This window comes from Streptomyces sp. NPDC053426 (assembly GCF_055585405.1).
This window is the reverse complement of sequence record NZ_JBVJKE010000016.1, coordinates 138,957-152,820: the sequence shown is the minus strand read 5'-3', so window position 1 is coordinate 152,820 and position 13,864 is coordinate 138,957. Positions and strand designations below refer to the sequence as shown.

At 73.3% G+C, this 13,864-nt stretch carries 13 protein-coding genes; 12 read left to right on the top strand and 1 reads right to left on the bottom strand.

Annotation, left to right across the window (positions count from 1 at the left end):
• Positions 1-22 precede the first annotated feature (22 nt).
• On the top strand, positions 23-1,921 hold the full coding sequence (locus ACZ62B_RS29305; RefSeq protein WP_468722702.1) for a CASTOR/POLLUX-related putative ion channel: 1,899 nt from the start codon (positions 23-25) through the stop codon (positions 1,919-1,921).
• 46 nt (positions 1,922-1,967) lie between these two features.
• On the opposite strand, the gene ACZ62B_RS29300 is transcribed toward ACZ62B_RS29305, so the two are convergent.
• Positions 1,968-2,885: a LysR family transcriptional regulator gene (locus tag ACZ62B_RS29300; RefSeq protein WP_469692742.1), complete on the bottom strand. Its 918-nt coding sequence runs from the start codon at positions 2,883-2,885 to the stop codon at positions 1,968-1,970.
• Positions 2,886-3,013: 128 nt separating this feature from the next.
• Between ACZ62B_RS29300 and ACZ62B_RS29295 the strand changes: the two genes are divergently transcribed.
• The 11 genes from ACZ62B_RS29295 (at position 3,014) to ACZ62B_RS29245 (ending at position 13,598) form a co-directional block, all read left to right on the top strand.
• Complete coding sequence (locus ACZ62B_RS29295; RefSeq protein ID WP_469692697.1) at positions 3,014-4,015, top strand: fumarylacetoacetate hydrolase family protein; 1,002 nt, start codon at positions 3,014-3,016, stop codon at positions 4,013-4,015.
• On the top strand, positions 4,012-4,968 hold the full coding sequence (locus ACZ62B_RS29290) for a cyclase family protein (protein WP_344566644.1): 957 nt from the start codon (positions 4,012-4,014) through the stop codon (positions 4,966-4,968). The genes ACZ62B_RS29295 and ACZ62B_RS29290 overlap by 4 nt, the downstream gene beginning before the upstream one ends.
• A 24-nt stretch (positions 4,969-4,992) precedes the next feature.
• Positions 4,993-6,123: an FAD-dependent oxidoreductase gene (locus tag ACZ62B_RS29285; protein WP_344566646.1), complete on the top strand. Its 1,131-nt coding sequence runs from the start codon at positions 4,993-4,995 to the stop codon at positions 6,121-6,123.
• Positions 6,120-7,118 (top strand): amidohydrolase family protein, encoded by a 999-nt coding sequence (locus ACZ62B_RS29280; protein ID WP_469692694.1) that lies wholly within the window; start codon positions 6,120-6,122, stop codon positions 7,116-7,118. The genes ACZ62B_RS29285 and ACZ62B_RS29280 overlap by 4 nt, the downstream gene beginning before the upstream one ends.
• Positions 7,119-7,123: 5 nt before the next feature.
• Positions 7,124-8,056 (top strand): VOC family protein, encoded by a 933-nt coding sequence (locus ACZ62B_RS29275; protein ID WP_468880470.1) that lies wholly within the window; start codon positions 7,124-7,126, stop codon positions 8,054-8,056.
• Between the two features lie 94 nt (positions 8,057-8,150).
• The gene (locus tag ACZ62B_RS29270; RefSeq protein WP_468880473.1) at positions 8,151-9,122 is read left to right on the top strand and encodes a fumarylacetoacetate hydrolase family protein; all 972 of its coding nucleotides are present in this window, start codon (positions 8,151-8,153) and stop codon (positions 9,120-9,122) included.
• Positions 9,119-9,871 carry an SDR family NAD(P)-dependent oxidoreductase gene (locus tag ACZ62B_RS29265; protein ID WP_344566654.1) on the top strand — a complete coding sequence of 251 codons (753 nt, stop codon included), beginning with the start codon at positions 9,119-9,121 and terminating at the stop codon, positions 9,869-9,871. The genes ACZ62B_RS29270 and ACZ62B_RS29265 overlap by 4 nt, the downstream gene beginning before the upstream one ends.
• Positions 9,868-10,647 (top strand): SDR family NAD(P)-dependent oxidoreductase, encoded by a 780-nt coding sequence (locus ACZ62B_RS29260; protein ID WP_469692692.1) that lies wholly within the window; start codon positions 9,868-9,870, stop codon positions 10,645-10,647. The genes ACZ62B_RS29265 and ACZ62B_RS29260 overlap by 4 nt, the downstream gene beginning before the upstream one ends.
• 13 nt (positions 10,648-10,660) lie before the next feature.
• Complete coding sequence (locus ACZ62B_RS29255; protein WP_344566658.1) at positions 10,661-11,416, top strand: CoA transferase subunit A; 756 nt, start codon at positions 10,661-10,663, stop codon at positions 11,414-11,416.
• Positions 11,413-12,081, top strand: coding sequence for a CoA transferase subunit B (locus tag ACZ62B_RS29250; protein WP_469692690.1), 669 nt, complete (start codon positions 11,413-11,415; stop codon positions 12,079-12,081). The genes ACZ62B_RS29255 and ACZ62B_RS29250 overlap by 4 nt, the downstream gene beginning before the upstream one ends.
• A gap of 101 nt (positions 12,082-12,182) precedes the next feature.
• Positions 12,183-13,598, top strand: a complete 1,416-nt coding sequence (locus ACZ62B_RS29245; RefSeq protein ID WP_468887109.1) for an FAD-binding oxidoreductase — start codon at positions 12,183-12,185, stop codon at positions 13,596-13,598.
• Positions 13,599-13,864 lie beyond the last annotated feature (266 nt).

The following is a 13,864-nucleotide window of genomic DNA, read 5'->3' as shown; positions in this document are numbered from 1 at the left end:
CGGGGCGACCGAGGGGGGAAGGGTGGCGCAGCCGCGCGCTCGGTTCGGCGACAGGGCCCGTTACTGGTTCGACAGCACGCTGACCCGCGGCGCCTCCGCCCTCGTCGGCTGGATGGCGCTGTTGTGTCTGGCCGTCGTCGTCCCGGCCAGTGCGGTGCTGGTGTGGACCGACCCCGACGCGCCGGCGTCCCTGACGGACCGGTTCGCGCAGGTGTGGCGCCTGACCGGGGAGACGCTGCGGCTGGGCGGTTCGACGGGTACGCCGCTGCGAGCGACGTTGTCGCTGCTGCTCGCACTGGTCGCCCTGCTGTACGTCTCGACCCTCGTCGGTCTGATCACGACGGCGCTGACGGAGCGGCTCACCGCGTTGCGCCGGGGCCGTTCCACGGTGCTCGAACAGGGGCACGCCGTGGTTCTGGGGTGGTCGGAGCAGGTCTTCACGGTGGTGGGCGAGCTGGTGGCCGCCAACGCCAACCAGCGGCGGGCGGCGGTGGCCGTGCTGGCCGACCGGGACAAGACCGCCATGGAGGAGGCCCTGAGCACGAAGGTGGGTCCCGGCGGCCGCACGCGGCTGATCTGCCGCAGCGGCCCCACCACCGACCCGGCCGTGATCGGCCTGACCAGCCCGGAGACGGCCGGTGTCGTGCTGGTGATGCCGCACGACGAGCCGGACGCCGACGCCGAGGTGGTCAAGACACTGCTGGCGCTCAGGGCGGCCCTGCCCGGGGACGCCGCCCTTCCGCCCGTCGTCGCCGCCGTCCGGGACGACCGCTACCGCCTGGCCGCCCGTCTCGCCGCCGGGCCGGGCGGCGTCATCCTGGAGAGTGACACCGTCACCGCCCGGCTGATCGTCCAGGCCGCGCGCCGCCCCGGGCTCTCCCTCGTCCACCGGGAACTCCTCGACTTCGCCGGCGACGAGTTCTACCTGATCGCCGAACCGGCCCTGGCGGGGCGGCCGTTCGGCGACGCGCTGCTGTCCTACCCGACGTCGAGCGTCGTCGGGATGGTGCGCTCGGGCACTCCCCTGCTCAACCCGCCGGAGCAGACGCCCCTGGCCCCGGACGACCTGCTCGTCGTCATCTCCCGTGACGACGACACGGCCTGGCTCGGCGACTGCGCGGAGCTGGTCGAGAAGGGGGCGATGGCGTCCGGGCCGCCGGCACCCGCGCGAGCGGAGCGGGTTCTCCTGCTGGGCTGGAACCGCCGGGCGCCGCTCATGATCGACCAGTTGCGCCGCCGCGCCCGGCCCGGATCCTCCGTCGACGTGGTGGCGGACGAGGACGAGGCGACGGTCCGGCAGGTGGACGAGGCCGACGCGCACGGCGGCACCGGCCTGGCCCTGACGCTGCACCACGGGGACGTCACCCGCCCCGAGACCCTGCGGCGTCTGGACGTCCACTCCTACGACAGCGTGATCGTGCTCGGCCGGGACCCCGCTCCCGGACAGCCGCCGGACGACCCGGACAACCGCACGCTCGTCACCCTCCTGCTGCTGCGCCAACTGGAGGAGGCCACCGGGCGCGAACTACCGGTCGTCACCGAACTGATCGACGACCGCAACCGGGCGCTGGCCCCCATCAGTCCCGGAGCCGACGTGATCATCAGTGGCAAGCTCGTCGGCCTGCTCATGGCGCAGATCTCCCAGAACCGTCACCTGGCGGCGGTGTTCGAGGAACTGTTCTCCGCCGACGGCACCGGGGTCCGTCTGCGGCCGGCCGCCGACTACGTACTGCCCGGGTGCGAGACGTCCTTCGCCACGGTCGTGGCCGCGGCACGTCGTCGCGGCGAATGCGCCATCGGTTACCGGAGCCACGACGGCCCACCGACGGGTCCCGGTCACGGCGTGCGGGTCAACCCGCCCAAAGCCGAGCGGCGCCGGTGGACGGCCACGGACGAGGTGGTCGTCATCGGCGAGGACTGACGGACGGTCCCGCTCGGCCGCGTCGGGGCAGGGGCGGGTCCGCCGGTCACTCGCCGGGGGCCGGGGGCAGGCGCGCCCCGACCCGCGCGGCCATGTCACGCAGCCAGATGTGGGCGGCGTCGTGGGTGTGCACCGGGTGCCACCAGAGGGCTTCCCGCAGGGGCACGGCCTCGTACGGCGGTTCCATCAGCCGCACCGCGGCGACCGGTGCCAGCAGCCTGGCCAGGCGTGCCTGGATGAGGGCGATGCGCCGGGTGCCGGCGATCATCAGGGGCAGCAGCTGGAAGCTGTCGACGGAGACCTCCACCCGCGGCTCGATGCCGAGCATGCCGAGCTGGCGCACCGCGGGGGCGTCGTACGTGCGCTGGTACGTCACCCACGGCAGCCGGGCCAGGTCCCGCCGGGTGAGCCGGTCGTCGACGTCCGGGTGGTCGGCGGCGACGAGGAGGACCCAGTGGTCGTCGTAGAGGTGGGTGGCGGGGAAGCCGCTGATGATGCCGTGCGGCATCAGGAGGCCGTCGGTGGCGCTGAGCAGGGTGGCGGTGTCGTCGACCACGGTCGGGGGCGTCTGGGTGAAGCGCAGCCGGATGCCGGGGGCCTCCTCGTGGACGACGCGGGCGAGTCCGGCGCCGAAGACGGCCACCGCGTAGTCGGAGGCCACGAGCTTGAACTCGCGGTTCTCCCGCGCGGGGTCGAAGTCGGCCTGGCTGGAGAAGAGGCGTTCCAGCACGTCGTAGGCGGTGGAGGTGCGGTCGAGGAGGACCTGGCCGAGGGCGGTGAGCTCGTAGTGGCCGCCGACGCGGTCGAGGAGGGCGTCGTCGAAGTGGCGGCGCAGGCGGGCCAGGGCGGCGCTCATGGCGGGCTGGCTGAGGCCGACGCGCTGTCCGGCCCGGGTGACGTTGCGCTCCTCCAGGAGGGCGCGCAGGGCGACGACGAGGTTGAGGTCGAGGCGGGCCAGGTTCACGGTCTTCCCCTTGCGGTGCGGCGACGACACCAGGAGCAATAAACGCCGTGGATGCCGATTATCCACGGAATCGATTTCCCTGATCACTGGTGGCGGGTCCAGATTAGTGGCACCGCAATCAGGAGGACATGTTCGTGAAACCTGAAGCCGCGTCCGCGCTCTTCGCGGGACCGTTCGCCCTGGCCACTCTCTCGGCCCCGGACGGGCCGGCCTTCCCCGCCCTCGTGACCCCCGACGCCCGGGCCCTCGATCTCCGGGCCGCCTTCGGTGACGAGCGGCTGACCGTCCTGGGACTGCTCGGCCGCTGGGAGACGGCACTGCCCCGGCTGCGCGCGCTGGCGGCCGACACCGGCCTCGACCGCATCCCCGTCTCGGACCTCCGCGTACACGCGCCGGTCGAGCCGCGTCAGGTGCTGCAGTCCGGGGCGAACTACCGGCAGCACGTCATCGACCTGCACGTCGCGCACCGGGCGCCCGGTGACGACCGGCCGGAGGAGGAACGGCGGGCGGAGGCGGCGCAGATCATGGACTGCCGGGCGGCCGAGGACCTGCCGTACGTCTTCATCGGCCTGCCGAGCGCGATCACCGGCCCGTACGACGACGTCGTCCTCCCCGCGTGGGCCGAGCAGCCGGACTGGGAGCTGGAGTTGGCGGCCGTGATCGGCCGGCCCGCCCACCGGGTCTCCGTGGAGGAGGCGCTGGACTGCGTGGCGGGGTACACGATCGCCAACGACCTCACCGACCGCGCCACCGTCTTCCGCCGGGACATGCCGCAGATCGGCACCGACTGGCTGCGCAGCAAGAACGCGCCCGGCTTCACCCCGCTCGGCCCGTGGATCGTGCCCGCCGAGTCGATCGCGGACCCCGGCGACCTGCGGGTCACGCTGAAACTGAACGGCGAGACCATGCAGGACGAGTCCACCGGGGACATGATCTTCAACGTGGCGCGCATGGTGGCGTACGCCTCGCAGACGGCGCGGCTGCTCCCCGGTGATCTGGTGCTGACCGGGAGCCCGGCCGGCAACGGCATGCACTGGGGGCGGCTGCTGCGCGACGGCGACGTCATGGAGGGCACGGTCACCGGTCTCGGGGTCCAGCGCACCCGTTGTGTCGCGGAGGACGCCGCGTGAACCGCCACGACCCCGAGGGCGCGATCGCCGAGGCCGCCAAGTCGTTCTCCAATTGGGGGCGTTGGGGCGAGGACGACCGGCTCGGCACCCTCAACTTCCTGGACGAGGGCAAGCGCCGTGAGGGCGCGGCGCTGGTGCGGCGGGGCGTCAGCTTCTCGCTCTCCCAGCGGTTCGACATGAACGGCCCGCAGAAGGGCTGGCGGCGGCGCACCAACCCGGTGCACACCATGCTGGACACCGGCACCGACGCGGCCCTCGGCCACCAGGGGTTCCCGCACGGGCTGGGCGGCGCCGACGACGTGATCGCGATGCCGTTGCAGTGCTCCACGCAGTGGGACGGGCTCGGGCACATCTTCGACCACGGCAAGGCGTGGAACGGCCGCCCCGCCGAGAAGGTCGTCACCTCCGACGGCGACCTGGTCACCGGCATCGAGCACGCGGCGCCGCACGTGGCCGGGCGCGGGGTGCTCCTCGACGTCGGGCGGGTGGTCGGCGAGGACGGTGAACTGCCCGACGGGTTCGCGATCACCGAGGACCATCTGACCGCCACCGCCGAGGCGCACGGGGTGAGTGTCGGACGCGGGGACATCGTCGTCGTGCGGACCGGGCAGCTCGCCCGGGTCCGCCGGGACGGATGGGGCGAGTACGCCGGCGGTCCCGCGCCCGGGCTGTCGTTCACCACGGCCGGCTGGCTGCACCGTACGGAGATCGCCGCGATCGCCACCGACACCTGGGGCTTCGAGGTCAGGCCGAACGAGTTCGAGCACGCCTTCCAGCCGCTGCACCAGGTGGCCATCCCGAACATCGGCCTGCTGATCGGCGAGATGTGGGACCTGGAGGCGCTCGCCGAGGACTGCGCCGAGAACGGCGGGTACGACTTCTGGCTCACCGCCGCTCCGCTGCCCATCACCGGCGCGGTCGGCTCCCCCGTCAACCCGGTCGCCGTCAAGTAACCAGCGGAACGAAGGAGTTCCCCCATGAGCACACCCCGTACGGTCCTCGTCGTCGGCGGCGGCGCGGCCGGCAACGCCGTCACCGTCCTGCTGCGCCGGGCCGGTCTGGCCGTGGACCTGATCGAGGCCAGGTCCGACTGGAACGCCACCGCCGGCTCGGGCATCACCCTCCAGGGCAACGCCCTGCGCGTCCTGCGCGAACTGGGCGTCTGGGAGCGGGTGGAGGAGTCCGGCTTCGGCTTCGGGTCCGTCGGCATCACCGCGCCGGACGGCACCGTACTGCATGTGGCCCGTGACATCCGCACCGGTGGTGACGATCTGCCCGCCACCCTCGGCATGCAGCGTCCGCGGCTCCAGCGGATCCTGATCGACGCGGTCCGCGCGAGCGGCGCCTCGGTGCGCCTGGGCACCCGGGCACAGTCCCTGGAACAGGACGCCGACGGGGTGACCGCGCGGTTCACGGACGGCACCGAGGGCCGCTACGACCTGGTGATCGCCGCCGACGGCCTGGGCTCCACCACGCGGGCGGCGATCGGCATCACGGCGAAGCCCGAGCCCACCGGCATGGCCATCTGGCGCGTCGCCGCACCACGGCCCGCCGGCGTGACCCGCACGGACCTGGCCTACGGCGGCCCGGCCTACATCGCCGGCTACTGCCCGACCAGCGAGACCACCCTGTACGCGTACGTCGTCGAGGCGAACCGTGACCGCGCGTCGATCCCGCCGGAGTCGTACGCCGACGAGATGCGCCGGCTGGCCTCCTCCTACGGCGGCTTCTGGCCGGAGATCACCGAGCACATCACCGACCCGGCGAAGGTCAACTACACCTGGTTCGACCGGATGCTGGTCGAGGGCTCCTGGCACCGCGGCCGGGTGGTGCTGGCCGGGGACGCGGCGCACTGCTGCCCGCCGACCCTCGCGCAGGGCGCCGCCCTGTCCCTGGAGGACGCCCTCGTCCTCGCCGAACTGCTCACCGGCGGCCGGGAGTGGGACGACGCGCTCTTCCAGGCGTACTACGAGCGTCGCGCCCCGCGGGTCCGTGCGGTGGTCGAGGCGTCCGTGCGGATCGGGCAGTGGCAGCTGGACGGCGTCCGTGACGCCGACGTGCCCGGCCTGATGGGCCGCACCATGACGATGCTGCGGGAGGCGCCGTGACCGGGCCCACCGTGGACGTGCACGCGCATGTCCTGCTGCCCGAGGTCGAGGCGCTGGTGGAGGGCCTGCCGGGCCTCGCGGAGGCGAGGGCGCTGGACGCCCGGCGCAACGGCCGTGCCGCCCTGGCCGTCAACGGCCCGATGGTGCGGGAGCGCGTCACGCGGCTGACGGACGTCACGGTGCGGCTGGCCGCCATGGACGCGCAGGGCGTGGACGTCCAACTGGTCAGTCCCTCGCCCTCGCACTACCACTACTGGGCGGACCGGGAGACGGCCGAGAAGGTGTACCGGACCGCCAACGAGGCGACGGCGGCGCACTGTTCGGCCGCCCAGGACCGGCTGCGCGGGCTCGGCCTGGTGCCGCTCCAGCACCCGGACCTGGCGGTCCGTGCCCTGGACCACGCCCTGGGGCAGGGACTGGCCGGGGTGGAGGTCTCCAGCCACGCCCCCGGGCGCGAACTCTCCGACGCAGCCTACGAACCCCTGTGGAGCCGGGCCGAGGAGACCGGCGCGATCCTCTTCCTGCACCCCTTCGGCTGCACCCTGGACGAGCGGCTGGACCGGTGGTACCTGTCCAACACGGTCGGCCAGCCGGTGGAGAACGCCGTCGCGCTGTCCCATCTGATCTTCTCCGGGGTCCTCGACCGGCATCCGGGACTGAAGGTGATCGCCGCGCACGGCGGCGGTTACCTGCCCACCCACATCGGCCGCAGCGACCACGCCTGGTCGGCCCGCTCCGACGCGGGCGCCGGCTGCGCCCACCTGCCCAGCAGCTACCTGAAGCGCCTGTACTTCGACTCCCTCGTCCACGACCCGCACGTCCTGCGGGAGCTGGTACGGGCCGCCGGGGCGGACCGCGTCCTGCTCGGCTCCGACTTCCCCTTCGACATGGGCACCGAGGACCCGGTCGCCGCCCTGCGCGCCGCGCGGCTCTCCCAGACCGACTTCGACGCCGTACGAGGCGGCAACGCCGCCGCCCTGCTCTCCCTGGAGTGATTCTCATGCGTCTGCTCACCCACCTGCGCCACGTCGACCTGGCCGTGCCCGACTACGACAAGCAGCTCGACTTCTACTCCGGCGTCTGGGGCCTGACCAAGGTCGCCGAGGACTCCGGCATCTCCTTCCTGGCCGCCGAGGGCTCCCCGGAGCAGTACGTCGTCCGGCTGCGCAAGGCCGACGAGAAGCGCCTCGACCTCGTCTCCTACGGCGCCGCGAACGCCGCCGACGTCGACACCCTCGCCGAGCGACTCCTCGCGGGCGGTGTGCGGTTGGTCTCCCGGCCGGGGAAGGCCGACACCCCCGGCGGCGGTTACGGCTTCCGCTTCTTCGACGTCGACGGCCGCACCATCGAGGTCTTGGCCGACGTCGAGGTCAGGCGGCACCGCAGGATCGAGGAGAAGGAGTCCATCCCGGTCAAGCTCTCCCACGTCGTGCTCAACTCCCCCGACCTGAACCGCACGCGCGAGTGGTACGAGCGTCACCTCGGCTTCGCGCTGTCGGACACGCTCAGCTCGCCGCACATGGGCGAGGTCATGCACTTCATGCGGATCAGCAACCAGCACCACTCCATGGCCCTCGCCAAGGGCCCGCACACGTCCCTGCACCACGTCTCCTTCGAGATGCGCGGCATCGACGAGTACATGCGCGGCTCCGGACGCGTCATCCGCGCCGGGTACAAGAAGATCTGGGGTCCGGGCCGCCACATGGCCGGCGACAACACCTTCACCTACTTCCTCGACCCGCACGGCAACACCGTCGAGTACACCACCGAGCTGGAACTCCTCGACGAGGACACCTGGCACCCCCACGTCTACGACTTCTCCCAGCCGGAGGTCACCGACCAGTGGGGCACCGCCAACCCCATGAACGAACTCGTCGCCAAGGAGTCGTTCAACGACCCCGACCGCGGCGTCTTCGTCGCCCCGCCGGTCTGATCACACCCCCGCTCCCGGGGGCGCGGCCGGCCCTGTCACCTGCCCTGACTCGGCCCCGCCGCGCCCCCGGGCACCGCCCGCCAGGAGCCGCACCATGCGTTTCGCCGCCTACGAACACCATCACCGTCGCCGCGTGGCCGTCGTGGAGGGCGACGGCACCCTGCTGCCGCTGCCCGGCGTCGCGTCGCTCACCGACCTGCTGCGGGAGTCGGGCGGGCTGCCCGGACTGCTCGCCGCGGGCGCGGCGGCGCTCGACGTGCCTCCCGGCCCGCACGTGTCGCAGGTCCGCCTGCTGCCTCCGCTCCAGCCCGCCTCCGTCCGGGACTTCGTCACCTTCGAGGAGCACGTCGAGGGCGTCCGCAGGTCAGTGGACGGCGCGGCGGGTGTGCCGGAGCAGTGGTACGCCGCGCCGACGTTCTACTTCACCAACCCGCACGCGGTCTACGGCCCGCACGACGGCATCCCCGTCCCGCCCGGGTCGGGTGTCCTGGACTTCGAGCTGGAGGTCGCCGCGGTCATCGGCCGCGAGGGCCGTGACCTCACCCCCGAGCAGGCCCGCGACCACATCGTCGGCTACACCGTCTTCAACGACTGGTCCGCCCGTGACCTGCAGTCCGCCGAGATGAGGGTCGGCCTCGGCCCCTGCAAGGGCAAGGACACCGCCACCTCCCTCGGCCCGTACCTGGTCACCGCCGACGAACTGGAGCCCTGCCGGGACGCCGACGGCTTCCTGCGCCTGGCGCTGACCGCCGAGGTCAACGGCGAGAAGGTCGGCGAGGACCTGCTGTCCCACATGAGCTGGACCTTCGAGGAGATGACCGCCTACGCCTCCCGCGGCACCCGGGTCGTCCCCGGTGACGTGCTGGGCTCCGGCACCTGCGGCAACGGCGGCTGCCTCGCCGAACTCTGGGGCCGGCGCGGCGAGCGGACCCCGCCGCCGTTGAAGCCCGGCGACACCGTCACCCTCGCGGTGGAGGGCATCGGCACCCTCACCAACACCGTCGTCCCCGGCGCCGAGCCCGTCCCCCTGCCGTCCGGCCGGCGCCGCACCCGGGAGCGGCCGTGACCGACCCGCGCCCCAAGAGGCTGCTCGGCAAGGTCGTCGTCGTGACCGGGGCGGCGCGTGGGCAGGGTGCCGCCGAGGCCGAGGCGCTCACTCGCGAGGGCGCCCGCGTCATCGCCACCGACGTCACCGAGACGCCCGGCTGCCGCCGGCTCGACGTCACCAGCGAGCAGGACTGGGCCGAACTCGCCGCCGAGTTGCGTGAGTCGTACGGGCAGGTGCACGGCCTGGTCAACAACGCGGGCATCACCTGGCGGGCCCGCGTCGGCGAGGTGCGCCCCGAGGACATGGCGCGCGTCCACGCGGTCAACGTCACCGGCCCGCTGCTGGGCATCCAGCACCTCGCACCGCTCATGCCGGCGGGTTCCTCCGTCGTCAACGTCGGCTCGTCCGCGGCCCTCACCGCGCACTATCCGGTCGCGTACACGACCAGCAAGTGGGCGCTGCGGGGCCTGTCGCACACCGCCGCGCTGGAACTCGGGCCGCGCGGCATCCGCGTCAACACGGTCCACCCCGGTTACATCGAGACGGAGATGACCGCCTCCGCGGCGCCCGTCTTCCGTGCGGCCAACATCCGCGAGACCCCGCTCGGCCGCACCGGAACGGTCGACGAGGTCGTTCCGCTGGTGGTCTTCCTGCTGTCGGACGAGTCCTCGTTCATCACGGGCGCCGAGATCCCCGTCGACGGCGGGCTCACCGCGCACGGCGGCGTCAAGTCGGTCTCCGACGCGCTGCGCGAGGGGGCCTCGTGAAGCGGCTGGAAGGCAAGGTCGCCCTGATCTCCGGCACGGCCCGCGGTCGGGGCCGGGCCGCCGCGCTGCGGTTCGCGGCCGAGGGCGCGCTCGTGGTGGGCGGCGACCTGCTGCACGAGGAAGCCGTCGACACCCAGCGGCTGATCGCCCGTGAGGGCGGCACCGCCCTCACCCCCGGTCCCCTCGACGTCACCGACGAGGAGTCCGTGCGCTCCTGGGTGGCGGAGGCCGTCGACGCCTTCGGCGGCGTCGACATCGTGTACGCCGACGCCGGCGCGGTCCGCTTCGGAGGCATCGACAGCCGGCCGTACGAGGACTTCGCCCGCACGGTGCGCGCCGAGCTGGACTCGGTGTGGCTGACCGTCCGGGCGGCCTGGCCGCATCTGATCGCCAGTGGCGGCTGCGTCCTCACGGTCGGCTCCACCGCGGGGCCGACCGGTTCGCTCACCGGCCGGCGGACAGCGCACTCGGCGTCGAAGGGCGGTGTGATCGCCCTGACCCGCCAACTGGCCGCCGAGGGGGCGCCGTACGGTGTCCGCGCCAACTGTGTCAGCCCCGGGGTGATCGACACCGAGGGCTCCCGTGCCGGCCTCCTCGCGGAGGACCGTCCGATGCGCTCCGTCGCCCGGCACATCCCCCTCGGCCACACCGGCACACCCGACGACGTGGTGAACGCGGCCGTCTTCCTCGCCTCGGACGAGGCGTCGTACGTCACGGGCGCCGACCTCGTCGTGGACGGCGGCTGGTCGGCCGTCCTGCCCGGCGCCACCCCCTGAAAGGAACTCGCTCGTGAACAAGGTCCGCGGCAGTGCCGCAGAGGCCGTCGCCGACATCCCGTCCGGTGCCTCGCTGGCCGTCGGCGGCTTCGGCCTCAGCGGCGTACCCGAGGTACTGATCCGCGCCCTGTACGAACAGGGCGCCTCCGGTCTGGAGGTCGTCTCCAACAACTGCGGCGTGGACGGCCGCGGCCTGGGCGTCCTGCTCGCCGCCGGCCGTATCGCCCGGGTCACCGGCTCCTACGTGGGCGAGAACAAGGAGTTCGCCCGCCAGTACCTCAGCGGGGAGCTGGAGGTGGAACTGACTCCGCAGGGCACACTCGCCGAACGGCTGCGGGCCGGCGGCGCGGGCGTCCCCGCCTTCTACACGCCGGCCGGTGTCGGCACCCAGGTGGCGAAGGGCGGGCTGCCGTGGCGGTACGCGTCCGACGGGGCGGTCGCCGTCGCCTCCCCGCCCAAGGAGACCCGTGACTTCGCCGGCCGCCCGCACGTCCTGGAGCACGGCATCACCACCGACTACGCCCTCGTACGGGCCTGGCGCGGCGACCACCACGGCAACCTGGTCTTCCGCCGTGCCGCCGCCAACTTCAACCCGCTCGCCGCCATGGCCGGCCGCGTCACCGTCGCCGAGGTCGAGGAACTGGTCGAACCGGGCGGGCTGCGCCCCGACGAGGTGCACCTGCCCGGCGTCTACGTGCAGCGGGTCGTGGCGCTGAGCGCCGACGAGGCCGCCGACAAGCGCATAGAGAAGAGGACCGTACGCCCATGAGCTGGACCCGCGACCAGATGGCCGCCCGTGCCGCCGCCGAGCTCACCGACGGCTCCTACGTCAACCTCGGCATCGGCCTGCCCACCCTCGTTCCCGGCCACCTCCCGCCCGGCGTGCACGTCGTCCTGCACTCGGAGAACGGCGTCCTCGGCACCGGCCCCTACCCCACCGAGGACCAGGTCGACCCCGACCTGATCAACGCGGGCAAGGAGACCGTCACCGTGCTGCCCGGCGCGAGCTTCTTCGACTCCGCGCTCTCCTTCGGCATGATCCGCGGCGGCCACATCGACACCGCCGTGCTCGGCGCCATGCAGGTCTCCGCGAACGGCGACCTGGCCAACTGGATGATCCCGGGGAAGACGGTCAAGGGCATGGGCGGTGCCATGGACCTGGTGCACGGCGCCCGCCGCGTCATCGTCCTCATGGAACACACCGCCAAGGACGGCACCCCGAAGATCCTCGAGGAGTGCGCCCTCCCCCTCACCGGCGAACGGTGCGTCCACCGGATCATCACCGACCTCGGCGTCCTCGACGTCACCGGAGACGGCCTCGTCCTCGTCGAGACCGCTCCGGGCACCACCGTCGAGGACATCACCGCCCGCACCGCCGCGCCCCTGCGCCTGGACGGCGCCGCGGCGTACTCGAGGGCCGTCCGGTCCCGGTGATCGGCGGGAGGGACCGGCCCACGTGCGGGCCGGCCGGCCGCGCATTAGCGTGGGGAGCGTCGGCGGCAGCCGGCAGCGTGCACCCGGGGAAGGTGACGCCCATGCCGGACACGGAAGCAGCCATGCCGAGGGCCGTCCCGGAGGAAGCCCTGGCTCACGAGCTCCGCTCCTCGCTGCACGGTGAGGTGATCGACCGTGGCCATCCCGGCTACGACGAGGCCCGAGCCGTATGGAACGGGCTGATAGACCGGCACCCCGCACTCGTCGCCCGGTGCTCGGGCACGGCGGACGTGGTCGAGGCGGTACGGGCGGCGCGGAAGTTCCGGCCCGTCGTCAGCGTCCGCGGCGGCGGGCACCAGGTGGCGGGCAGCGCGGTATGCGACGACGGGCTGGTGATCGACCTCTCGCACATGAAGGGCGTGCACGTCGACCCCGCCGCGCGCACGGCCCGGGCCCGGGCGGGGGTGACCTGGGGCGAGTTCGACCGCGAGACCCAGCTGTACCGTCTGGCCGCGCCGGGCGGGGAGATCTCGGCGACCGGGATCGCCGGCCTCACCCTCGGCGGCGGCTTCGGCTTCGTGATGCGGACGTTCGGCCTGAGCTGTGACAGCCTCCGCTCCCTGACGGTCGTCACCGCGGACGGCACGGTACGCACCGCGAGCCGGGAGGAGGAGCCCGAGCTGTTCTGGGCGGCGCGCGGCGGCGGCCGGGGCATCGGTGTCGTCACCTCCTTCGAGTTCGATCTCCACCCGCTCGGCCCCGAGGTGGCCGCCGTGCTGGTCCTCCACCCGTACGAGCGTGCCGAGGAGGTGCTGCGGGCCTGGCGGGACGCGGCGGCCGTCGCGCCGGACACGGTGACGCCGGAGCTGCTGCTGTGGAGCGTCCCCGCGGACCCCGGGGTTCCGGCCGAACTGCACCGGGCGAGCTGCGTGATGGTCGGGGCCGTCCACGGGGGTCCGCCGGGAGACGACGCCGCGGCGGCGCTGGCCCCGCAGCGCGAACTGGGTCCGCCGCTGGCCGACTTGAGCGGAACCGTGCCCTACGTCGCGTTGCAGGGCGCCAACACCTGGCGGTTCCCCGACGGGGAGCGCTACTTCATGAAGTCCCACTTCATGGACGACCTCGGCGACGAGGCCGTCCGGACCCTGGTGGACTGGTACTCCCGGCGGCCGACCCCGGAGAGCCTGATCGTCGTCCGCACCCTGGGCGGCGCCGTGGCGCGCGTCGGTCCCGACGACAGCGCGTTCGCACACCGGTCCGCACGCTTCAACGTCAGCATCGACGCGGGCTGGCAGGACCCGGCGCTGGACGACACCGCGATCGGCTGGGCACGCTCGGCGTGGGACGCGATGAAGCCCTTCTCCAGCGGCGGGACGTACGTCAACTTCGCGGGGCTCGGCGAGGACGCCGGGGAGTTGAGAGGAGCGGTGTTCGGCTCGCACGAGGAGCGGCTCGAGCACGCCCGCGCCGCGTACGACCCGGAGGGCCTCTTCCGGTCGGCCGCGTACCGTCCATGACCGTGACGTGGAACGGCCGCAGGGTCCGGCGGCGGCGGACGGGTCTCACCGCCGAGGCTCTCGACCGTACGGGGCGTGGAGTCGTGGCTGCGCGCGCCGGTGGAAGCCGCCTCGCGGGGTTCGCGCGGCGCGGTGGGCAGAAGGCGGCCGGGCCACCGCGCCGTGGCGCGGCGTGACCGGGCCGGCGACATGTGCGGGATCCGACGTCCCGGAGCGTGCAGCGGGTTGAGGTGACCAGCGGTGGGGGCGAGTACCTCCCGCACCCG